19 protein-coding genes are annotated in these 22,303 nt (G+C 71.6%); 10 read left to right on the top strand and 9 right to left on the bottom strand.

Features of this window, described 5'->3' with window-relative positions:
• Nucleotides 1–11 precede the first annotated feature (11 nt).
• Together ACWPQI_RS18435 and hutH are read left to right on the top strand one after the other, a co-directional pair.
• Nucleotides 12–623, top strand: a complete 612-nt coding sequence (locus tag ACWPQI_RS18435) for a PadR family transcriptional regulator (RefSeq protein WP_474738425.1) — start codon at nt 12–14, stop codon at nt 621–623.
• A gap of 133 nt (nt 624–756) precedes the next feature.
• Nucleotides 757–2,304: a histidine ammonia-lyase gene (gene hutH / locus ACWPQI_RS18430; protein WP_210062956.1), complete on the top strand. Its 1,548-nt coding sequence runs from the start codon at nt 757–759 to the stop codon at nt 2,302–2,304.
• Between the two features lie 3 nt (nt 2,305–2,307).
• On the opposite strand, the gene ACWPQI_RS18425 is transcribed toward hutH, so the two are convergent.
• From ACWPQI_RS18425 to hutU, 4 genes are read right to left on the bottom strand one after another with little or no spacing between them, the layout of a single operon-like run.
• The gene (locus ACWPQI_RS18425) at nt 2,308–3,546 is read right to left on the bottom strand and encodes an NAD(P)/FAD-dependent oxidoreductase (protein ID WP_210062955.1); all 1,239 of its coding nucleotides are present in this window, start codon (nt 3,544–3,546) and stop codon (nt 2,308–2,310) included.
• Between the two features lie 37 nt (nt 3,547–3,583).
• Nucleotides 3,584–4,579, bottom strand: a complete 996-nt coding sequence (gene hutG, locus ACWPQI_RS18420; RefSeq protein ID WP_474738424.1) for a formimidoylglutamase — start codon at nt 4,577–4,579, stop codon at nt 3,584–3,586.
• Nucleotides 4,576–5,760, bottom strand: coding sequence for an imidazolonepropionase (hutI, locus tag ACWPQI_RS18415; protein WP_203010994.1), 1,185 nt, complete (start codon nt 5,758–5,760; stop codon nt 4,576–4,578). Before hutI ends, hutG begins: the two co-directional genes overlap by 4 nt.
• Nucleotides 5,761–5,764: 4 nt before the next feature.
• Nucleotides 5,765–7,447: a urocanate hydratase gene (gene hutU, locus ACWPQI_RS18410; protein ID WP_048772219.1), complete on the bottom strand. Its 1,683-nt coding sequence runs from the start codon at nt 7,445–7,447 to the stop codon at nt 5,765–5,767.
• A 198-nt stretch (nt 7,448–7,645) separates the two neighbouring features.
• Here hutU and htpG point away from each other — a divergent pair, with 198 nt between their 5' ends.
• The 4 genes from htpG to groL all read left to right on the top strand — a co-directional run bounded on the left by htpG (nt 7,646) and on the right by groL (nt 12,962).
• Complete coding sequence (gene htpG / locus ACWPQI_RS18405) at nt 7,646–9,577, top strand: molecular chaperone HtpG (protein WP_010592203.1); 1,932 nt, start codon at nt 7,646–7,648, stop codon at nt 9,575–9,577.
• Nucleotides 9,578–9,682: 105 nt separating this feature from the next.
• Nucleotides 9,683–10,459 (top strand): HAD-IIA family hydrolase, encoded by a 777-nt coding sequence (locus ACWPQI_RS18400; RefSeq protein ID WP_010592202.1) that lies wholly within the window; start codon nt 9,683–9,685, stop codon nt 10,457–10,459.
• Between the two features lie 100 nt (nt 10,460–10,559).
• Nucleotides 10,560–11,087, top strand: a complete 528-nt coding sequence (locus tag ACWPQI_RS18395; protein ID WP_010592201.1) for a DUF6764 family protein — start codon at nt 10,560–10,562, stop codon at nt 11,085–11,087.
• A gap of 249 nt (nt 11,088–11,336) precedes the next feature.
• Entirely contained in the window at nt 11,337–12,962 is a 1,626-nt protein-coding gene (groL, locus tag ACWPQI_RS18390) for a chaperonin GroEL (RefSeq protein WP_010592200.1), read from the top strand.
• A 467-nt stretch (nt 12,963–13,429) separates the two neighbouring features.
• On the opposite strand, the gene ACWPQI_RS18385 is transcribed toward groL, so the two are convergent.
• The 4 genes from ACWPQI_RS18385 to ACWPQI_RS18370 all read right to left on the bottom strand — a co-directional run bounded on the left by ACWPQI_RS18385 (nt 13,430) and on the right by ACWPQI_RS18370 (nt 15,785).
• Entirely contained in the window at nt 13,430–14,419 is a 990-nt protein-coding gene (locus ACWPQI_RS18385; RefSeq protein ID WP_029539851.1) for a bile acid:sodium symporter family protein, read from the bottom strand.
• A 113-nt stretch (nt 14,420–14,532) separates the two neighbouring features.
• On the bottom strand, nt 14,533–14,739 hold the full coding sequence (locus ACWPQI_RS18380; RefSeq protein ID WP_003937438.1) for a PspC domain-containing protein: 207 nt from the start codon (nt 14,737–14,739) through the stop codon (nt 14,533–14,535).
• A gap of 85 nt (nt 14,740–14,824) precedes the next feature.
• Nucleotides 14,825–15,208, bottom strand: coding sequence for a phage holin family protein (locus tag ACWPQI_RS18375; RefSeq protein ID WP_048772226.1), 384 nt, complete (start codon nt 15,206–15,208; stop codon nt 14,825–14,827).
• 94 nt (nt 15,209–15,302) lie between these two features.
• Nucleotides 15,303–15,785, bottom strand: coding sequence for a PASTA domain-containing protein (locus tag ACWPQI_RS18370; protein WP_474738423.1), 483 nt, complete (start codon nt 15,783–15,785; stop codon nt 15,303–15,305).
• A gap of 111 nt (nt 15,786–15,896) precedes the next feature.
• Between ACWPQI_RS18370 and ACWPQI_RS18365 the strand changes: the two genes are divergently transcribed.
• Together ACWPQI_RS18365 and ACWPQI_RS18360 are read left to right on the top strand one after the other, a co-directional pair.
• Nucleotides 15,897–16,928: a patatin-like phospholipase family protein gene (locus ACWPQI_RS18365; RefSeq protein ID WP_010592196.1), complete on the top strand. Its 1,032-nt coding sequence runs from the start codon at nt 15,897–15,899 to the stop codon at nt 16,926–16,928.
• A 9-nt stretch (nt 16,929–16,937) separates the two neighbouring features.
• Entirely contained in the window at nt 16,938–17,789 is an 852-nt protein-coding gene (locus tag ACWPQI_RS18360) for an alpha/beta hydrolase family protein (protein WP_017681260.1), read from the top strand.
• A 3-nt stretch (nt 17,790–17,792) separates the two neighbouring features.
• Here the strand turns inward: ACWPQI_RS18360 and ACWPQI_RS18355 are convergent, their stop codons facing one another.
• Entirely contained in the window at nt 17,793–19,805 is a 2,013-nt protein-coding gene (locus ACWPQI_RS18355; RefSeq protein WP_474738422.1) for a prolyl oligopeptidase family serine peptidase, read from the bottom strand.
• 84 nt (nt 19,806–19,889) lie between these two features.
• On the opposite strand from ACWPQI_RS18355, the gene ACWPQI_RS18350 reads away from it, so the two are divergent.
• Nucleotides 19,890–21,206, top strand: a complete 1,317-nt coding sequence (locus tag ACWPQI_RS18350) for a wax ester/triacylglycerol synthase domain-containing protein (RefSeq protein WP_474738421.1) — start codon at nt 19,890–19,892, stop codon at nt 21,204–21,206.
• A gap of 136 nt (nt 21,207–21,342) precedes the next feature.
• On the top strand, nt 21,343–22,182 hold the full coding sequence (locus ACWPQI_RS18345; protein ID WP_017681257.1) for an SDR family oxidoreductase: 840 nt from the start codon (nt 21,343–21,345) through the stop codon (nt 22,180–22,182).
• The last annotated feature ends 121 nt before the right edge of the window (nt 22,183–22,303 follow it).

Genomic DNA, 22,303 nt, shown 5'->3' with positions numbered 1-22,303 from the left:
AGGTGCCGAATATGGCCGATCGCCCGTCCGAGGCCCCCGCCCGTCCGCACGAGGCCACTGCGGCTCGTCCGCTCGAGGCCACCGCGGCGCGCCCGCTCAATGCCACCGCGGCATCGCTGCTGGGATTCCTGCACGAAGGGCCGAAGACGGGGTGGGACCTGGTGGTGACCGCGCAGGAGCGGATCGGGAAGTTCTGGTCGATCACGACCAGCCAGGTGTACCGCGAACTCGCCGCGATGGAACGGGCCGGTCTGGTCGAGGCCGGCGAGGTGGGCCCGCGCGACCGCAAGCCGTTCGCGCTCACCGGCGCCGGCCGGGCCGCGTTCGCCGAGTGGATCGAACGCGAACCCGGGCCGGAGAACATCCGCTACCCGCTGCTGCTCACCGTCGCGTTCGGCAGGCACCTGCCCCCCGGCAGGCTGGCCGAGATGCTCGCCGTTCACCGTGTCGCCCACGAACGCCGGCTCGCCGACTACGAGCGCGCGGCCGCCGAGTGCGGTGCGGACCCGTACTCGTCGGCGACCCTGGACTTCGGCATCGTCTACGAACGAGCCGTGCTCGAGTGGTTCGACCGGGTCGAGGGCTCGTTGGGGGGCGGACTCGTGAACCCGGACGCCGTGTGAACCCGAGGCAGGCGACCGCGCCCCCGATCGAACCGGACCTGCCTCGGTCACCCGGCCGGCCTTGCCGCCGCGATTCCGCGGCGCACCGGCCGGTGCCCGGGACACAATCCGGATAGCGCGTATCGATCGGGAGGTGACCGTGGCCGGGGAGGTCGTCGTCGGGGTCGGTCCCGTCGCCGCGGACGACGTCCTGCGCGTGGCGCGGTCCGGTGTGCCGGTCCGGATCTCCGCGGAGGCGCTCGCCCTCGTCGGCGCCGCCCGCGCAGTGGTCGACGCGCTCGCCCACGACCCCCGGGCCGCGTACGGCATCACCACCGGCTTCGGCGCGCTCGCCACCCGCCACATTCCGCCGGAATCACGAATCGATCTGCAGCGCAGCATAATCCGATCCCACGCCGCCGGGACCGGCCCCGAGGTGGAACGGGAGGTGGTCCGCGCGATGATGCTGCTGCGCCTGTCGACCTTCGCCACCGGGCACACCGGGGTCCGTCCCGGGACGGCCACGGCCTACGCCGCGATGCTGAATGCGGGCATCACCCCGGTGGTGCCCGAGCACGGCAGCCTCGGCTGCTCCGGGGATCTCGCGCCCCTCGCCCACGTGGCCCTCGCACTCACCGGCGAGGGCGACGTCCGCGACGCCGCGGGCAGGCTCGTACCGGCCGCACAGGCTCTCGCCGCGGCGGGCCTCGATCCCGTCGTGCTCGCCGAGAAGGAAGGACTCGCCCTCGTCAACGGCACCGACGGGATGCTGGGCATGCTGGTCCTCGCGTGCCACGATCTGCGCGCCTTGCTGCGGCTCGCCGACGTCACGGCCGCGATGAGCACCGAAGCGCTGCTCGGCACGGACCGGGTCTTCGCCGCCGACCTGCACGCCCTGCGGCCGCACCCCGGCCAGGCGGTGGCCGCCGCCAACATGACCCGGCTCCTCGCCGGTTCCGCCGTCGTGGCCAGCCACCGCACCCCCGACTGCCCGGTGGTGCAGGACGCCTACTCGCTGCGGTGCGCCCCGCAGGTCGCGGGAGCGGCCCGCGACACCCTCGTCCACGCCGAGCAGGTCGCCGGGCGCGAACTCGCCTCCGCGATCGACAACCCCGTCGTCACCGGCGACGGCCGGATCGAATCGAACGGCAACTTCCACGGCGCCCCGCTGGCGTACGCCCTCGACTTCCTCGCGATCGTCGTCGCCGACGTCGCGAGCATCAGCGAACGCCGCACCGACCGGCTGCTCGACGTGGCCCGCAGCCACGGCCTGCCGCCGTTCCTCGCGCACGACCCCGGCGTCGACAGCGGGCACATGATTGCCCAGTACACCCAGGCCGCGCTCGTCGCCGACCTCAAACGCCTCGCCGTGCCGGCCAGTGTCGACTCCGTTCCGTCGTCGGCCATGCAGGAGGACCACGTGTCGATGGGCTGGTCCGCTGCCCGCAAGCTGCGCCGCAGCCTCGACGCACTGACCCGCGTCCTGGCCATCGAGGCCCTGACCGCGGCGCGCGCCCTGGACCTGCGTGCCCCGCTTGCTCCGGCGCCCGGGACCGGCGCTGTCGTCGCCGCACTCCGCCGGTACGTGGCCGGGCCCGGCCCGGACCGGTGGCTCGGTCCCGAGATCGACGTCGCGGTCCGGCTCGCCGCGAGCGGGGAACTCGTCGCCGCGGCGGAGGCGGCGATCGGGGCGCTGGACTGATCGTCAGCGCAGCGGATCGAAGTGCCGCAGGACCGCCGCCGGCGTACCGGTCATCGCGTCGGCCAGCAGCCGCCCGGTCAGCGGGCCGAGCGCCACCCCCCACATGCCGTGACCGCCGGCGACGAACACGCGCGCCGAGCGGGTCCCCCCGACCAGTGGCAGACCGTCCGGGGTGCAGGGACGCGAGCCCACCCATTCCTCCGTGCGGGCGGACCAGTCGATGCCGGTGAGCAGCGGTCGTGCGGCGTCGACGATGGCCTGGATCCGGCGCGGGTCGAGCGGGGCGTCGGGCCGCCGGAACTCCATCATCCCGGCGATGCGGAACCGGTCGTGCAGCGGCGTGCACGCGACCCGCTGGGCCGGGAAGTAGATCGGGTTCTTCGGCAGGTCCGCCGGGCGCACGCTGAAGCTGTACCCGCGGCCGGCCTGAACCGGCGTCCGGACCCCGAACGGCCGGGCCAGGTCGGTCAGCCTGGCCCCGGTGGCCAGCACCACCGCATCTGCCGCCCGGTCCGTGCCGTCGGTACCGACTACCCGCACACCCCGAGCGTCGTCCCGGACCGCCTGCACCTCGCATCCGGTGACGACCGCACCTCCGCGGTCACGCACCGAGTCCGCCAGTGCGGCGACGAACCGCGGCGGATCGACGAACCGCTGCCCCCGCAGGCGGATCCCGGCCCGCACCCCGTCGCCGAGCAGTGGTTCCAGAGTGCGGATCGTGTCCCCGTCGAGCAGGTCGAAATCCACCTCGCCGCCGGCCGCGGTCACCTGCCGGAACTCCTCGACGAGGACGCGACGGTCGTCCTCGGACGCGAACGCGGCCAGGAACGGATCCGCCGGGCGGGTCTGTTCGACGACACCGCCGCGGGCCAGATCGTCGTAGGCGCCCAGCGCGCTCCGGTTCACCTCGGCGAACACGGTCATCGCCGCCCGCCACCGGCGGGGGGTGCAGTGCCGCGCGAAGCCCACCAGGAACCGCCACAACCGCAGGTCGACCGCGGGCGGCACGTACACGGGCGACGACGGCGTGAGCATCGATCGGATCCCGTACCGCAGCACCGCCGGTTCCGGCAGCGGCAGCGTCAGCGCGGGCGCCAGCCAGCCGGCGTTGCCCCACGACGCATCCGCCGCCACCCCGGTCCGGTCGAGCACCGTGACCTCGACGCCGCGCTCCTGCAGGAACCACGCCGTCGACAGGCCGGCGAAGCCCGCCCCGACGACGACGACCCGACGAATCGCCATGACGCACTCCCGATCTCGAGGTACCCCATCACCTCCATCATGGACCGCCGGCGGGTTCGGTGCCCGCGAACCGGGGGTGGCCGCCGTCCGGCCGGCCCGTGACGATCCGGTGGACCAGCCGCGCCGCCGCCCGCGCCGTCCGCCCGTCGACGTCGAAGGCCGGCGCCAGTTCGGCGACGTCGACGAGCGCGAGCCGGCCGCTGCGCGCCACGACGTCGCACACGTGCTGCACCACCTCGAACGCGACCCCGCAGGCCGCCGGGGCGCTCACCCCGGGCGCCACCCAGCCGGGCAGCACATCGAGATCGATCGTCAGATGCACCGCGTCCAGATCGCGGACGAACTCCTCCACGAACGTCTCCACGACGGGCAGGTTCGTGGCGCGGCACTCGTCGTCCAGCAGGTACCGCGCCCCGATCGCGTCCGCGGCGGCGAACAGCGCGGCCGTGTTGCTCGGCTGCGCGATGCCCACCACCGCGTAGCGCAGCGACCGGCCCTGCTCGCGTTCGCGTTCGGCCATCTGCCGGAACGGGGTGCCCGACGTCGCGACGGGCGCGGCCCGCAGGTCGAAGTGCGCGTCCAGGTTCAGCACGCCCCACCGGGCCCCGGACCGCGCCGCCGCGGACCCCGCCCAGCCCAGGTAGCTGCCGAAGGCGACCTCGTGCCCGCCGCCGAGAACCACCACCGCGTGCTCCGCGTCGAGCAGCGCGGCGACCGCGGCACCGAGACGGCGCTGCCCGTCGTCGAGGGCGCCGCAGCGCACCTCGATGTCACCGGCATCGTGGATGACGGCCGGCGCGGGCAGCGCCAGCGACGCCAGGGCGCGCCGCAACGCGACCGGCCCGTCCACCGCGCCGGCCCGCCCCTGGTTGCGGCGCACGCCCTCGTCACTGCGGAATCCGATCAGGACCTGAGCCCGCGCCGCGTCCGCCGGCAGCGGCGAGACCACGCCGTGCCAGCGCAGGTGTTCGACACCGGGCCCGTCGTCGCGGCCCGTCCACGGCACCGGCGGCACGTCGACCGGAATCGTCACATCAGCAGTCCCTCCAGCCAGACCTCACGGATCAGCTGCACACCCGGCCGGTACGCCAGGTGCAGATACGACGGGGCGTCCAGCGCGATCAGATCTGCCCGTGCGCCCTCCCGGACGACGCCGACATCGGTGCGGCGCAACGCCGCGGCGCCACCGGCGGTCGCCGCACCGACCGCCTCCTCCGGGCTCATGTGCATCTCGCGCACCGCCAGCGCGACGCAGAACGGCATGCTCGTCAGGTAGGAGGTGCCGGGGTTGCAGTCGGTGGCCAGGGCGACGGTCACGCCCGCGTCCAGCAGTGCCCGCGCGTCCGGATACCGGTTGCGCGTGCAGAAGTCGGCGCCCGGCAGCAGCGTCGCGACCGTGCCGGAACCGGCGAGCGCCGCCACGTCCGCCGCCGTCGTGTACGTGACGTGGTCCACCGACGCCGCGCCGAGCTCCACCGCCAGCTGCACGCCGGGCCCGGGACCGAGCTGGTTGCCGTGCACCCGCGGGGTGAGGCCGTGCGCCATCCCCGCCTGCAGCACGGCCCGGCACTGATCGGCGTCGAACGCGCCCCGCTCGCAGAACACGTCGATCCACCTGGCGTGCGGAGCGCACGCGGGAACCATCTCCTCGCACACCAGCCGGACGTAGTCGTCGGGGCGGCCCGCGAACTCCGGCGGCACGACGTGCGCGGCGAGCAACGTCGTCTCGGGTGTGTACACCTCGGCGATCTGCAGGCTGCGCAGTTCGTCGGCGACGGACTGGCCGTACCCGGACTTGCACTCGACCGTCGTCGTCCCGGACCCCCAGCCCTCCGCGACGAGCCGCGACGCCGTCGCCGCGAGCGCGCGATCGGTCGCCGCGCGGGTCGCCGCGATCGTCGTGGCGATCCCACCGGCCGTGTAGGGCACACCGGCCATCCGGGCGGCGAACTCCTCGGCGCGCTCACCGGCGAACACGAGATGGGCGTGACTGTCCACGAACCCGGGCAGCACGGCTCGGCCCTGCAGGTCGTGCCGGGTCCCGGCGGCGCCCTCGGGGATCCGTGCGCTCGGCCCCACCCACCGAACCAGACCCTCGCCGACGACGACGGCGGCGTCGACGAGCACCCCCAGCGGGCCCCGGCCCAGCTCCGGGTCGTTCGTGACGAGGCAGCCGATGTTGTCGAGCAGGGTCCAGTTCCGTCCGGGCGACATGGCGTCAGCTCTCCCGCATCGGGATGCGCAGTCCGCGACGCGCCGCGACCTCGGTGGCCCGGGAATACCCGGCGTCGGCGTGCCGGAGGACGCCGGTGCCGGGGTCGTTCGTCAGCACCCGCTCGAGCTTGCGCGCGGCGAGGTCGGTGCCGTCGGCGATGCACACCTGTCCGGCGTGCAGCGACCGGCCGATACCGACCCCGCCGCCGTGGTGGATCGACACCCACGATGCCCCGGACGCCGTGTTGACCAGGGCGTTGAGCAGCGGCCAGTCGGCGATCGCGTCCGAACCGTCGGCCATCGCCTCGGTCTCGCGGTACGGCGAGGCGACCGACCCGGCGTCGAGGTGGTCCCGGCCGATGGCGATCGGAGCGGAGAGCTCTCCGGCGGCGACCATCTCGTTGAACCTCAGGCCCGCCCGGTCCCGTTCGCCGTAGCCGAGCCAGCAGATGCGGGCCGGCAGCCCCTGGAACGGCACCGCGCGTCCGGCCAGCGTGAGCCATCGGGCGAGATGCTCGTTCTCGGGGAACAGTTCGAGCACGGCGCGATCGGTGGCGGCGATGTCCGCGGGATCGCCCGACAGCGCGACCCACCGGAACGGTCCGCGGCCCTCCTCGAACAGCGGACGGAGGTACGCGGGGACGAAGCCGGGAAACGCGAACGCCCGGTCGAAGCCGCCCTTGCGGGCCTCGTCGCGGATGGAGTTGCCGTAGTCGAACACCTCGGCGCCGCGATCGAGGAACCCGACCATGGCTTCCACGTGCCGGGCCATCGACCGGCGGGCCTGCTCGGTGAACCACACGGGGTCCTTCGCCGCGAGGGTGGGCCACTCCTCGACCGTCACCCCGCGCGGCAGGTAGGACAGCGGGTCGTGGGCCGAGGTCTGATCGGTGACGATGTCGATCGGGGCCTGCATCGCGAGCAGCTCCGGCACGACGTCGGCGGCGTTTCCGACCACTCCGATCGAGCGTGGTTGCCGCGCATCCCGTGCCGCGAGCGCCTCGGCCAGCGCCGCTTCGACGCCGTCGGCCTTGGTGTCGAGGAAGCCCTGCGCGAGCCGGCGGCCGACCCGGGCCTCGTCGACCTCGACGCAGATCGCCACACCCTCGTTCATCGTGATCGCCAGCGGCTGCGCCCCGCCCATGCCGCCCAGGCCCGCGGTGAGGGTGACCGTTCCGGCGAGAGTGCCCCCGAACCGCGCGCGGGCGACGGCCCCGAACGTCTCGTAGGTTCCCTGCAGGATGCCCTGCGAGCCGATGTAGATCCAGGACCCGGCGGTCATCTGCCCGTACATCGTCAGTCCCAGCGCCTCCAGGCGGCGGAACTCCTCCCAGTTCGCCCAGTCGCCGACCAGGTTCGAGTTGGCCAGCAGCACGCGCGGTGCCCACTCGTGGGTGCGCAGCACCCCGACGGGTTTGCCGGACTGCACGAGCAGCGTCTCGTCGTCGCCGAGGGTCTCGAGGGTCCGCACGATCGCGTCGAATGCGGCCCAGTTGCGGACCGCCCGGCCGGTGCCGCCGTAGACCACCAGGTCGTCCGGCCGTTCGGCGACGTCGGGGTCGAGGTTGTTCATCAGCAGTCGCAGCGCGCCCTCCTGCTGCCAGCCCCGGCACCGCAACCCGGGGCCGCGCGGGGCGCGCACGGGCCGCGGTCCGGGCCCGGGGGAGGGGGTTGTTCCGGTGGCCATGGGGCCTCCTCTCGACACCGGCGCGCCTTCGCCTCACTCCATGACACTGCGGTGGAGCACCCCACGACAACAGGTCCGGGCGGATGTGTCGGATCCGAGACCGAGTGCCGCCCGCGGCCCGGGCGCGGCCCCTTGGAACAGTGGACCGGACCGGTCGTACGATTTCGTCGAACGTTCTGCTGTCGAAGGGAACCATCCATGACTACGGGTATCGAACAGCTCGAGTTCCAGGCGGAGACTCGTCAGCTGCTGGATCTGCTGATCCACTCGGTGTATTCGAACAAGGACACCTTCCTCCGGGAACTCGTCTCCAACTCGTCGGACGCGCTGGACAAGCTCAAGCTCGAGGCATTCCGCAACAAGGACCTGCAGGTCGACACCTCGGACCTGCACATCGAGATCGAGGTCGACAAGGAGCAGCGCACCCTCACCGTCCGCGACAACGGCATCGGCATGTCGCGGGACGAGGTGGTCGACCTGATCGGCACCCTCGCGAAGTCGGGCACGGCGGAACTGCGGCGCAAGCTGCGCGAGGCGCAGGAATCGGCTGCGCCGGCAGAGCTCATCGGGCAGTTCGGCGTCGGCTTCTACTCGACCTTCATGGTCGCCGACAAGGTCACCCTGCTGACCCGCAAGGCAGGGGAGCACGACGGCACCCGGTGGGAGTCGAGCGGTGAGGCGACGTACACGATCGAGACGGTCGAGGGCGCACCCCAGGGCACGTCGGTGACGCTGCATCTCAAGCCGGAGGACACCGAGGACCACCTGTTCGACTACACGGCCGAGTGGAAGATCAAGGAGATCGTCAAACGCTACTCGGATTTCATCGCGTGGCCGATCCGGATGCAGGTCGAACACACCGAGCCGGCCGAGGGTGAGGGGTCCGTCGCCGAGGTGGTCCGCGAGACCGAGACCCTGAACTCGATGAAGGCGCTGTGGGCGCGCTCGAAGGACGACGTCTCCGCCGAGGAGTACAACGAGTTCTACAAGCACGTCAGCCACGCGTGGGACGAGCCGCTCGAGGTCATCCCGATGAAGGCCGAGGGCACGTTCGAATACCAGGCGCTGCTGTTCATTCCGTCGCAGGCGCCGTTCGACCTGTTCATGCGTGAGCGCAAGACCGGGATCCACCTCTACGTCAAGCGCGTGTTCATCATGGACGACTGCGAGGAACTGGTCCCGGAGTACCTGCGCTTCGTCAAGGGCGTGGTCGACGCACAGGACCTGTCGCTCAACGTCTCCCGCGAGATTCTGCAGCAGGACAGGCAGATCCGCGCGATCCGCCGGCGGCTCACCAAGAAGGTGCTGTCGACGATCAAGGACATGGCGGCCACCGAGCCGGAGAAGTACCGGACGTTCTGGTCGCAGTTCGGCCGGGTCCTCAAGGAGGGTCTGCTCTCGGACTTCGACAACCGCGACACCCTGCTCGCCGTGTCCTCGTTCGAGTCCACGCACAGCGAGGACGCGACGACGACGCTCGCCGAGTACGTCGCGCGGATGCAGGAGGGCCAGGACGAGATCTTCTACATGACCGGCGAGTCCCGGCAGCAGATCGAGAGTTCGCCGCACATGGAGGCGTTCCGCGCCAAGGGGCTCGAGGTGCTGCTGCTCACCGACCCGGTCGACGAGATGTGGGTGGGGTCCGTCCCCGAGTTCGAGGGCAAGCGGTTCCAGTCGATCGCCAAGGGCGAGGTGGACCTCGGTACCGAGGACGAGAAGAAGGCCGCGGAGGCCGAGCGCGAGGAGCGGGAGAAGGAGTACGCCGACCTGCTGTCGTGGCTCGGCGAGACGCTCGACGAGCATGTGAAGCAGGTGCGGTTGTCGTCGCGGCTGACCACGTCGCCCGCGTGCCTCGTCGGCGACACGTTCGCCATGTCGCCCACCCTCGAGCGGATGTACCGGGCGTCGGGCCAGCCCGTCCCGCACACCAAGCGCATCCTCGAGCTCAACCCGGACCATCCGTTGGTCACGGCCCTGCGCGACGCGCACGCTCAGCGCGCCGACGATCCGACGCTCGGTGAGACCGCCGAATTGCTGTACGGCACCGCGCTGCTCGCGGAGGGCGGCGAACTCGACGACCCGGCGGCGTTCGCCCGCCTGCTCGCCGATCGCCTCGCGCGCACGCTGTAGCCGCTCACCCTTCCGGCCGAATGTCACATCGCGTCGATCGAATCGACGCGATGTGACATTCGGTCCGTGGGCGGCGGGGGCGGGGCGACCCGATAGGCTCGCACCATGGCCGGTGTGGACGGGGTGTTGTTCGATATCGAGGGCGTGATCGTGACGTCGTGGGTGCCCGTGCCGGGCGCCGCCGAGGTGCTCGCCGGGCTTCGTGAGCGCGGCGTGCATCGGGCCTTCCTGACCAACACCACGTCGCGGACGTGTGCGCAGATCGCCGAGACCCTCTCCGGCCTGGGCATGCCGGTCGAACCCGCCGAGATCGTGACGGCCGCGTCCCTCACCGCCGAGTATCTGCGGCAGACCTACCCGGACCGGCGCTGCTGGGTGCTCAACCACGGCGACGTGGAGGCGGACCTCGCGGGCATCGTGCGCGACGAGGACGATCCCGAGGTGGTCGTGCTGGGCGGGGCCGGGCCGGAGTTCAGTCACCGCGCCCTCAGCCGTGTCGCCGAACTGATGCTCGACGGGGTGCCGGTGGTGGCGATGCACCGCGGCGCCACGTGGCAGGCCGCGGACGGGTTGCACATCGACACCGGCGTCTACCTGCCGGGTCTCGAGGAACTGAGCGGGCAGACCGTCGTCGCGGTCGGGAAGCCGTCGATGCGGGGCTTTCTCGCCGCGGCCGAGCTGATGGGCACCGAACCGGACCGGATGGCGGTGGTGGGCGACGATCTCCACGCCGAGGTCATTCCGGGCCAGCGCCTCGGTATGACGGGAATCCTGGTGCGCACCGGCAAGTTTCGGCAGTCGGTGCTCGATCTCGCGGTCGAGCGTCCCGACCGGGTGATCGATTCGGTGGCCGACCTGCCGGAGCTGCTCGACACGCTCTGAAGACCTCTCGCTCCGGAAGGGTCCGGCCGGTACCCTCGCGCCGGGGGAGTCGCCCCCGTCCGCAGTATCCGAGCCCCGGCCCAGCGCAGAGGAGACCTTGTTGTCCATCCGATCCATCCGTGCCGTCGTAGTCCCCCGCCGTCTCCTCCGGGCCGGTGTGGTCGCCGCTCTCGGTGTCGCATCGGCGGCCCTGCTCGGCGTGGGCACCGCCGCGGCGGCACCGGTGACGTGCGTGTCGCCGCCGTCGGCCAACGAGATCCTGGTGTCCGACGCCGCGAGCTGCGGTGCGACGGCCACCGAGGGCGGCACGGCCCACTCCTTCGCCTCCGAGAGCGGCACCGCGGTGTCGTCGGCCCGGACGGCCGGCGCGGCCGAAGCCCGTGCGACGGGCTTCGGGACGGCCTTGAGCGGCGCCGGGGACGGTGGCCGCGCCTACGCGTACGCCCTCGGCGGCGGGCTGAGCCATTCCTCGGCCCAGGGCCCGGTGACGACGGTGTCCGTCGCCGGCTGGGGTTCGGGGGCGACGGCCGATCCGACCGGCGTGACCTGCGTCGGTCCGCAGTCGTTCGCGGTCAACACGGCCACCGGCCAGTGGTGCGCCGTCGGCGTCGGTTCCACGCGTCGCTGAGCCCACCCCGGACCGGTCCTGCACGACGAGGGTGGCGGGTGCTCCAAACCTTGCACTCGCCACCCTCGAGTGCTAAGAATGCTCTTGGCACTCGCAACACGTGAGTGCCAGGTCGGGACGGTGAGGCCGGGAATATCGACACCCCTGGTCGTCCGTCGCGGGCACTGCTTCCGGCCGAAGGCGTACATGGGGCGACCCGACGAGCGGTCGCCCTGCGTGTCACCCCCATATCCGGAGGATCACTTCGCAATGGCCAAGATCATCGCGTTCGACGAAGAGGCCCGTCGCGGCCTCGAGCGGGGCCTGAACAGCCTCGCCGACGCTGTCAAGGTGACGTTGGGGCCCAAGGGTCGCAACGTCGTGCTCGAGAAGAAGTGGGGCGCCCCCACGATCACCAACGATGGTGTGTCCATCGCCAAGGAGATCGAGCTCGAGGACCCGTACGAGAAGATCGGCGCCGAGCTGGTCAAGGAAGTTGCCAAGAAGACGGACGACGTCGCGGGTGACGGCACCACCACCGCCACCGTGCTCGCCCAGGCGCTGGTGCGCGAGGGTCTGCGCAACGTCGCTGCCGGTGCGAACCCGCTCGGTCTCAAGCGCGGCATCGAGAAGGCCGTCGAGGCCGTCACCGCCAAGCTGCTCGACACCGCCAAGGAGGTCGAGACCAAGGAGCAGATCGGCGCCACCGCCGGCATCTCCGCGGGCGACCCCGCGATCGGTGAACTGATCGCCGAGGCCATCGACAAGGTGGGCAAGGAAGGCGTCATCACCGTCGAGGAGTCCAACACCTTCGGCCTCCAGCTCGAGCTGACCGAGGGTATGCGCTTCGACAAGGGCTACATCTCGCTGTACTTCGCCACCGACGCCGAGCGTCAGGAGGCCGTGCTCGAGGACGCCTACATCCTGCTCGTGTCGGGCAAGATCTCGACCGTCAAGGACCTGCTGCCGCTGCTGGAGAAGGTCATCCAGTCCGGCAAGCCGCTCGCGATCATCGCCGAGGACGTCGAGGGCGAGGCCCTGTCCACGCTGGTCGTCAACAAGATCCGTGGCACCTTCAAGTCGGTCGCCGTCAAGGCCCCCGGCTTCGGTGACCGTCGCAAGGCCCAGCTCGCCGACATCGCCATCCTCACCGGTGGCGAGGTCATCAGCGAAGAGGTCGGTCTCTCCCTCGAGACCGCCGGCCTCGAGCTGCTCGGCCGTGCGCGCAAGGTCGTCGTCACCAAGGACGAGACCACCATCGTCGACGGTGCCGGCGACGCCGACGCCATCGCCGGTCGCGTGAACCAGATCCGTGCCGAGATCGAGGCGTCGGACTCGGACTACGACCGCGAGAAGCTGCAGGAGCGCCTGGCCAAGCTGGCCGGCGGTGTCGCGGTCATCAAGGCCGGCGCCGCCACCGAGGTCGAGCTCAAGGAGCGCAAGCACCGCATCGAGGATGCCGTCCGCAACGCCAAGGCTGCGGTCGAGGAGGGCATCGTCGCCGGCGGCGGCGTCGCGCTGCTGCAGGCCGCTCCGGTTCTGGACGACCTGAAGCTCGAGGGTGACGAGGCCACCGGTGCCAACATCGTCAAGGTCGCCCTCGAGGCTCCGCTGAAGCAGATCGCCTTCAACGCCGGCCTCGAGCCCGGCGTCGTCGCCGAGAAGGTGCGCAACCTGCCCGCCGGCCACGGCCTCAACGCCGCCACGGGCGAGTACGAGGACCTGCTGGGCGCCGGCATCAACGATCCGGTCAAGGTCACCCGCTCGGCGCTGCAGAACGCGGCGTCCATCGCGGCCCTGTTCCTGACCACCGAGGCTGTCGTCGCCGACAAGCCGGAGAAGGCCGCCGCTCCCGCCGGCGACCCGACCGGCGGCATGGGTGGCATGGACTTCTGATCCACCCCCGACCGTCTTCGAGGCCCGGTTCCACTTCGGTGGGGCCGGGCCTCGTGGCGTCGGTCGTTCGGGTGATTTCTCCGATTTCCGCGTTCTCGGGTCGTCGACTCTTGTAACAATGGCGTCGCGGCCGTACTTCCAGGACCGCGCATCCGTGACACGGACGAAATCAAGGAGGAGTCGCCATGGGATCTCTCGCGGACATCATCGGCTGGGTGCTCGAAAACTTCGATCTGCTGGAAGTTCTGGACTCGCTGAGTGCAGACGACTAGCGGCCACCCACGACCTGGACGGAGAAGATCATGATCGGCAGCCTGCTCGACCTCATCACGCCCATCCTCGAACTGATCGCCGACCTCGGCTCGGGCAGCGCGGACTAGTCCCGGCCCGAGAGCACACCCGAATCGCAGCCGCAGCGCCGGGATCTCCCGCCGCTGCGGCTGCGTTCGTGTGAGGTGCCGACCGGGTCAGACCGCGACGGCCGGGGCGGCCGCGCGCTTCGCCAGCCGCGCCGCGATCGCCGCGCACACCAGCAGCTGGATCTGGTGGAACAGCATGAGTGGCAGGACGATCAGTCCGATCGGTTGGCCCGGGAACAGGACCGTCGCCATCGGCAGGCCCGTGGCCAGGGACTTGGTCGAACCGCAGAACAGGATCGTCGCGCGGTCCTCGTAGGCGAAGCCCAGGCGCGGTGCGCCGAACCACGTGAGCGCCAGGACCAGGGCGAGCAGCACGAGGCAAACACCCGCCAGGGCGAGCAGCCGCCCGAGCGACAGGCTCGACCAGATGCCCTCGTTCATGCCGCGACTGAACGCGACGTACACGACGAGCAGGATCGAGCCGCGGTCGACGATCTTCAGCGGCCCGCCGTGCCTGCCGACCCATCCGCCGATCCAGCGGCGCAGGAGCTGGCCGGCCAGGAACGGGACCAGCAGCATGAGCACGATGTCGAGCACCGCGGAGGCGCTGAACGTCACGCCCTGCGTGGTCATCGTCAGCGCGACGAGCAGCGGCGTCACGACGATGCCCAGCAGGCTCGAGGCACTGGCGGAGACGACCGCACCCGCGATGTTGCCGCGGGCCACGGAGACCAGCGCGATCGACGACTGCACAGTCGACGGCAGCAGGCACAGGTAGAGGACCCCGAGATACAGCGGTTCGGTCAGGACGGTCGGCACCAGCATCTTCGTCGCCAGCCCGAGCAGCGGAAACAGCGCGAACGTGGTGGCGAGGATCGTCAGGTGCAGGCGCCAGTGCCGGAGGCCCTCGAATGCCTCACGCGTGGACAGTCGCGCCCCGTAGAGGAAGAACAGCAGACCGATGGCGATCTTCGCAGCCCACGTGAAGATGTTCAGGGCCGTGCCCGAGGCCGGCAGCAGTCCCGCGACCGCGACGGTGGTGAGGATGCCGACGAGGAACGGGTCGAGGCGACCGAGCACGGGAATCCTGGAGAACATGAGTCGACGCTAGGACACCGCCGGGACGAGCCGACACCCGGTGTGGGAAGCGTGCACCCTCTCCGGCGTCCCGGAGCGGGTGCATGCTTCCTGGAACGGGTGCAGGCTCGCGGTCACTCCGGCAGCAGCATCCACAGTGCCAGGTAGACCAGGGCGGCGCCGCCTCCGGTCACGAACGCGGCGACCACCACGCCGGCGCGGACGAGGTTGACGTCGATGCCGAAGTACTCGGCGAGGCCGCCGCACACACCGCCGAGCATGCGCTGCGAGCGGGACCGGGCGAAGGGACGGGGAGCGGGGGTGTTGTTCTCGAATGTCATGCGACAAGAGTGCCGCCACGGGCCTGCCGGTCGCATCGGGTGACGCCCCGATTCCTACCCTGATCTTTCGTCTCGGGGTGTGTCCTCAGCGCTTCTGGGCAAGCGTCTTCTTGAAGACCACCAGGGGCAGCAGCATCCGGGCGACCAGCGCGACGGCCCACACGATCACCGTCGCGAGGATCCAGGTCGCCGCGCCACTGATCTGCAGTCCGTCGCTGACGAGTGAGGTGACGATCAGCGCGACCAGCGTCGAGACGAGCGCGCTGCTGCCCAGGAGCGCCGGGGTCTTGGTGACCGCCAGCTGGCGCAGCAGCGGGTCGACGAGCATCGCCGTCACGGTGAACAGGGCGACGGCGATGACGAAGGCGACGCCGTCGAGCGACATGCCGGGCAGGACCCAGGCGCCGACGAGCAGCGCCAGGGCATTGGCGAGCAGTGCGACGACCGCGGACGCGAGCAGACGGACCATGCGAGGAGAGTAGCCTTCCCGGCCGGGTCGGTGAACCGGAAAGACGATCGGGCGGGCCGGAATCCCGGCCCGCCCGATCGTCGGCGAGAACTCGTCAGTTGCAGACCACCGTCAGGCCCACACCCCGCCAGATCGGCGTCTCGACACGTTCGAACTCGTTCTTCTCGTGGTTGTACTGCATGTCGACCTCGGTGCGGTAGCCCCGGTCGCGCTGCCCGGTGACGTGGCAGTGGCCGGACGCCGTGCCCGCGCGGTTGACCACGCCGTACGGCACGCCCTGCGCCTCGAGCGTGGCCCGGGCGCTCTGTTCGCTCATGCCGACCACGTTCGGGACCGGCCGGGTCGCAGCCTGGGCCGCCGCCGTCCCGGCGCCCAGGAGCACCGCCGTCCCGGCGCCCAGCAACACCGCCGTCCCGGCGCCCAGGAGCACCGCCGTCCCGGCGCCCAGCAACACCGCCGTCCCGGCGCCCAGCAGCACCGCCGCGGTGCACACGGCGGCGACCGAGGCGCGTATCGAACGTCCTGCGCGGTGCGCGGTTTCGGGTACGACGAGAGAACTGCTCGAAGTGGATGTCATGCCTTCGAGCGTGCCGGGCGCAGGACCCGCTCCACATCGGGTGACGCCCCGATCCGCACCCTGAACTTTCTTCTCGGGGTGCGCGCCGACGATGCTCCGTAGGATCTGGGAATGGCCGGACCGACGCGGGTGGCGCTCGCCCTGGGCAGCGGGGGTGCCCGCGGCTACGCCCACATCGGTGTGATCGAGGCGCTCGAGGAACGCGGACTCGAGATCGCCGGTGTGGCGGGCTCGTCCATGGGCGCGCTCGTGGGTGGGTTGTACGCGGCCGGCAGGCTCGACGACTACACCCGCTGGGCGACGTCGTTGACGCAGCTCGACGTGCTGCGGCTGCTCGACGTGTCGCTGTCCGCGCCGGGCGCCATCCACGCCGAGAAGATCCTCGACAAGGTGCGCGAGATCCTCGGCGACACCCCCATCGAGGGGCTGCGGATCCCGTACACGGCCGTCGCGACGGACCTGGCCGCCGGACGATCCGTCTGGTTCCAGCGCGGCCCCGTCGACGTGGCGATCCGCGCGTCCATCGCGATTCCCGGCGTGATCACCCCGTACGTGCTCAACGGGCGGGTGCTCGCGGACGGCGGGATCCTCGATCCGCTGCCGCTCGCCCCGATCCTCGCCGCGGGTGCCGACGTCACCATCGGTGTCAGTCTCGGGGCCGAGGAACGCGACGTCGACGGCGGCGCCCCGGCCCACGCGAGTGCGGAGCCGCGACCGGTCGACGAGTGGATCGGCCGATTCCGCCGCAGCGCCGCGCAACTGCTCGAGCGGGACGTCGTCCGCTCGATGGTGGGTCGTTTCGGCGGTGGGCCGGGGGCGCGCAGCGACGCCGCGGAGGACGTGGCATCCGAGGACGCCGAGGTCGTCGACGATCCGGTCCCGGTCCCGAAGCTGAGCCGTTTCGAGGTGATGAACCGCTCGCTCGATCTGATGCAGTCGGCCCTGGCCCGCTACCAGCTCGCCGGGTACCCGCCGGACGTGCTCATCCGCATCCCCCGCAAGTCGGGTCGCAGTCTCGACTTCCACCGCGCGGCGGAGATGATCGCGCTCGGCCGCAGCCTCACCGAGTCCGCCCTCGACGCCGCGGGACTCGGGACCGCGCCGGCGGCCGAACCGCCTGACCCGGACACCGGAACCGCCTAGGCTGAGCCGGTGGAGACCGTACCGATCCAGCTGCCGGGCGGCACGACGACACCCGTTCGCCTGTTCCCCGGTCCGGAACAGCCGGCCCGCATCGACGCGCCGCGGCCCGTGGTAGTGATCCTGCCCGGTCTCGGCATTCCGGCGGGCTACTACGAGCCCTTCGCCGACGCCCTGACCGCGCACGGGTTCGACGCCGCGCTCTGCGAGCTGCCCGGACAGGGCGACAGCCGGCCCCGCCCCGGACCCGACAGCGACTACGGCTACCAGGAGCTGGTGGCCGTCGACCTGCCGGCCATGCTGGAGGTGGTGCACGAGCGGTTCCTCGACTCCACCCCGTACCTGCTGGGACATTCGATGGGCGGGCAGCTCGGGGCGCTCTATGCCGCCCGCAACCCCGGACGGCTCGGCGGGCTGGTCCTCGTCGCCGCGGGGACCCCGTACTACCGCCACCACGCGGGCATCCGCGGGCCGGGTCTGCTCCTCGGGTCCGCGGCGATGTCGATCACCGCGAGCATCGCCGGATTCTGGCCCGGCGACCGGCTCGACGTCGCCGGTTTCGGTCGCCAGTCCCGGCAGCTCATCTCGGACTGGGCGCGCCTGGCCCGGAGCGGGCGTTTCGAGCCCCGCGACGCCGACGTCGACTACGAGCAGCGGCTCGCCGAGCTGAGCCTGCCGGTCCTGTCCGTCACTGTCGAGGGCGACGACCTCACGCCGGTCGCCGCCGCCCGGCACCTGCTCGAGAAGATGCCGGGCGCGGACGTGACGACGTGGCACCAGTCCCGGCCGCTGGGGCACAACGGCTGGATTCGCGACAACGCGGACACCGTCGACCGCATCGCGGCCTGGTTGAAGGACCGGTGAGTTCTACCCGGACAGCATGCGTTCGAGGAACGTGAACGTCAGCGCCGCCTTGAAGGCGGCCTGGGCGTTGTCCGCGGCACCGCCGTGGCCGCCCTCGATGTTCTCGTAGTACCAGACCTCGTGGCCCTGTTCCTCGAGCCGCGCCACCATCTTCCGGGCGTGCCCGGGGTGCACCCGGTCGTCCCGCGTCGACGTGGTGATGAGGATCGGCGGGTACTTCGCGTCCGCGGCGGTGTTCTGGTACGGCGAGTACTCGCGCAGGTAGGCCCACTCGTCGGGGTTGTCGGGGTCGCCGTACTCGGCCATCCACGACGCTCCGGCGAGCAGCAGGTGGTAGCGCTTCATGTCGAGGAGCGGCACCTGGCACACGATCGTCCCGAACAGTTCGGGGTAGCGGGTGAGCATCACGCCCATGAGCAGGCCGCCGTTGCTCCCACCCTGGATGCCGAGACGATCGGCGGTGGTGATGCCCCGCGCGACCAGATCTCGTGCCACCGCGGCGAAGTCCTCGAACACCTTGTGCCGGTTCTCCTTCAGCGCCTGGGTGTGCCACTGCGGTCCGTACTCGCCGCCGCCGCGGATGTTGGCGATCACGTACGTGTACCCGCGTTCGAGCCACGCCAGGCCGACACCGCCGCTGTACGCCGGCACCATCGAGTTCTCGAATCCGCCGTAGCCGTACAGCAGGGTCGGAGCCGGGGACGAGGTGTCGCGGCCGACCACGAAGTACGGAATCCGGGTCCCGTCGTCCGAAGTGGCGAAATGCTGTGTGACGGTGATGTTCTCGGCTTCGAAGAACGCCGGTGCCTGCTTGATCGACGCCAGCGGCCCGCCGACCGTGCCGGACAGCAGCGTCGCGGGCACGGTGAAACCGCTGGAGTTGAGGAAGAACTCGTCGTTCTCGAGCGGATCGACGTCGATCACGGAGGTGGTGGTCGCGGGCGGCACGTCGTCGACCGGCCGATCGGTCCACCCGTCCATGCCCGGGGTGAGCACCCGCACCTCGGTCTGCACGTCGCGCAGCACGACCGTCAGCAGGTGGTTGCGCGTCCAGGCGTACTGTTCCAGCGAGCTGTGCGCGTCCGGCGCGAACAGCACCGTCATCTCCCGGGAGCCGGCCAGGAAATCCGGGTAGTTCGCGGCCAGCAGGGTGCCCGCCGGATGTCCGAGCCACGGCGACCGGGTCCGGATCAGCAGGTGGTCGCGGTACACGGAGACCTTCGCATCGTCCGGGGCCTCGATCCGGACGAGTTCCCCGTCGGGCCGCAGTTCGAACCGGTGCGACGTGTAGAAGTCGATCGCGCGCTCGACGAAACTGCGCTCGAAACCCGTGCGGTCGTACCAGGCGGAGACGGCGACGTCGGATCTGTCGCCCTCGTACACCGTCTCGGCCTCCGCCAGCGGCGTACCGCGGCGCCAGCGCTTGGCCAGGCGCGGGTACCCGGAGTCGGTGAGCGAGCCGTCGCCGAAGTCGGTGCCGACGTACACGGTGTCCGCATCGATCCAGCCGATGTCGGTCTTCGCCTCCGGCACCGTGAAACTGTCCGGTCCGTCGACGAATTTCCGTGACTCCATGTCGAACTCGCGGATCACGGTGGCGTCGGCGCCGCCGCGTGACAGTCCGATCAGGGCCCGGGACTGGTCGGGTCGCAGCACCTGCGCCCCCGACCACACCCAGTTCTCGCCCTCCGCCTCGGCGACCGCGTCGAGGTCGACCAGCACGTCCCAGTCCGGTTCGTCGCGCAGGTACTGCTCCATGGTGGTCCGCCGCCACAGGCCGCGCACGTGCCGAGCGTCGCGCCAGTAGTTGTACAGATACTCACCGCGGCGCCGCGCGTACGGGATGCGCGCGTCGGTGTCGAGCACCTCCCGGATCCGGGACTGCAGCGTCCCGAACGCCTCCGTGCGGGTGTATTCGTCGACGGTGCGGTCGTTGTGCGCGCGCACCCACCCGAGCTGGTCGTCGCCGGTGACGTCCTCGAGCCAGAGGTGCGGGTCGTTCGTGTCGTCGGCCATAGGCAATTCTTACCCATCCGGCCCGGGACGACCCGGCGGGGACCGCGGGCGCGGCTCCCGCGCCGCGCCCGCCACACTGGCGGAATGCAGTTGCATCCCTCCGACGCCCTGCGGGACTGGCTCGACGACCGTGTCCGCAGCGACCAGTTCCTGCTGTTCTGTTTCGAAGGGGAAGCCGGCGACCCGGACACCCTGATGACCGAGCTTCGGCATCGGGCGTCGGCCGTCCCCGAACTCCGGTTGCGCGCCGTGCCGGTGCCGGGTCGTCTGGACTATCCGTACTGGGCGGCGGGGCTAGTCGGCGCCGACCGGTTCGTCGTGCACCGGCTGCCGGATCCGTCCTGGCCGGGAGTGCAGCGGGCCCTCGGTGAACTGCTCACCGACCGGCTCGACATCACGACCTCGCCGTGGCGAGTGCATCTGCTGGCCGGCGTGACGGGGGCGCCCCGCTGCGCCACAACCGCAACCGTTGTGGTGCTGCAGGTTTCGCACGCCTTCGCGGACGGGATGCGCGCCTCGACCCTGGCCCGGGCGTTGCTGTCGGGTACGGGCCCGGCCGCCGACGGTACCCCGACGGGGCCGGAGGCGCCGTCGGTGCCGGCGATGCTGCTGCGTGCCGTGGCCCGGGTGCCGATCCAGCTGGGCGCACTGCTGGCGACGGGGGTACGCGCGGGCCGCGCCGAACGGGACCTGGCCGATCCGGCTGTCCCGCCGGCGGCCCCGGGATGTCCGCTGAGCGCCGTGAACACCGACCCCGGCCCGGGGCGTGCGGTGCGGACGATCGTGTGCTCCGCGACGGACCTGCGCACGGTGGGGACCGTGACCGTCGGTGCACTGACCGCGATCGCGTCCGCGCTCGGCGAGTTCCTCGGCGACTTCCCGGCCGACCGGCTCGGCGCGGAGGTGCCGGTCTCCGTCGCCCCGAACGGGACGGCGCGCAACTCCTACCGCAGCGCCGGTGTCCGGCTGTTCGCGCACGTGGACGATCCCCGGGAGCGTGCCGCGGCGATCGCCGCCGACCTGGCGCTGCGGCGACGACGGCTCGTGCATCCGGCCGTGGATCTCCGGGACCGTCCGTTCGCGCACCTTCCGGCGCCGCTGTTGCGGTTCGGGCTCGCCCGCGCCGACCTGGGTGCGGTGCCGCGAACCGTCACCGGCAACACGGTCGTGTCCAGCGTGTACCGCGGCGCGGACGACCTGGTGCTCGGCGGGGCCGCCGTGCGCTTCACCGCCGGTTTCCCGGGGTTGTCGCCTGTCATGGGCCTGACCCACGGCGTGCACGGAATCGGCGACGCGGTCACGTTGTCGATCACCACCAGTCCGCAGGTGATCGGGCTTGGGGAGCTGGACCGGTACGAGAGCTTGCTGCGCGGCGCCGTCGCGCGGCTCGCGCGCGCGTAGGGGGCGCCGTCGCGCGGCTCGCGCGCGTAGGACAGGCGCGCCCGGAGGCCCCGAGGTGGCGGGCGAGCAACTGCTTGGTTCGGGGCGGCTCCGGCGGTAGCGTGCCGGTCGGAACCGGATCGACGAGGGAGTGGCGATGGGCGTGTACGCGGTGACCGGGGCGGCGTCCGGCATGGGCGCGGCGAGCGCGGACCGGCTGCGGGCCGCGGGCCACACCGTGATCACCGTCGACCTGAAGGAGGCCGACGTCGTCGCCGACCTCTCGACCCCCGCGGGGCGGTCCGCGGCGGTGCGTCGAACCCTCGAGCGGGCCGGGAACCGGCTCGACGGTGCGGTGCTCGCGGCGGGTCTCGGCCCGGTGCCCGGCAAGGAGCACACCCTCGCCCAGGTCAACGTCCGGGGCGTGATCGAGTTGCTCGAAGGGTGGCGGCCGGCGCTCGCCGCGGCCGGAAACAGCAAGGTCGTGGTGTTCGGGTCGAATTCGACGACCACCACCCCGGCCGTGCCCATGTCGGCCGTGCGGGCGTTTCTCGCCGGCGACCTCGAGAAGGGGGTGCGGCGGGCGGGACGCATCAGGCCCGCGGCCGCCCCCTTCACCTACGCCGCGTCGAAGATCGCCGTCACCCACTGGGTGCGCCGGAACGCGGTGACCCCGGACTGGGCGGGGGCGGGGATCCGCCTGAACGTCCTCGCGCCGGGCGCGGTGTCGACCCCCCTCCTCGACACTCAGCTCGCGAGCCCGGAGGGCGATCGGGTCCGGAGTTTCCCCGTCCCGATCGGGGGGTTCGGTGAGCCGGACCGGATTGCCGAGTGGGTGGAGTTCATGCTGTCCCCGGCCGCCGACTTCCTCGTCGGCTCGGTCGTGGTGGTCGACGGCGGCAGCGAGGCGTGGTTCCGTGCCGTCGACTGGCCGCGACCGGTGCCGGTGCGGAAGGTGCTGCGGTACGTGCGGCGGATGCGGAGCTTCCGCCGCTGACCGGGGGCTGCGCCCGCCGCTTCCGCCACGTTCGGGCCCGTGTGCACGCCCGATTCGTGCCTGGTGCCGGGACTACCGGCGGGTAACCGGACCATCCGCAGACACGCCGGAGCGGCAGGTC

The sequence above is a fragment of the Rhodococcus sp. LMD genome (genome assembly GCF_056108245.1).
The sequence above is the reverse complement of the archived record's forward strand: the minus strand, read 5'-3'. Positions and strand labels throughout refer to the sequence as shown.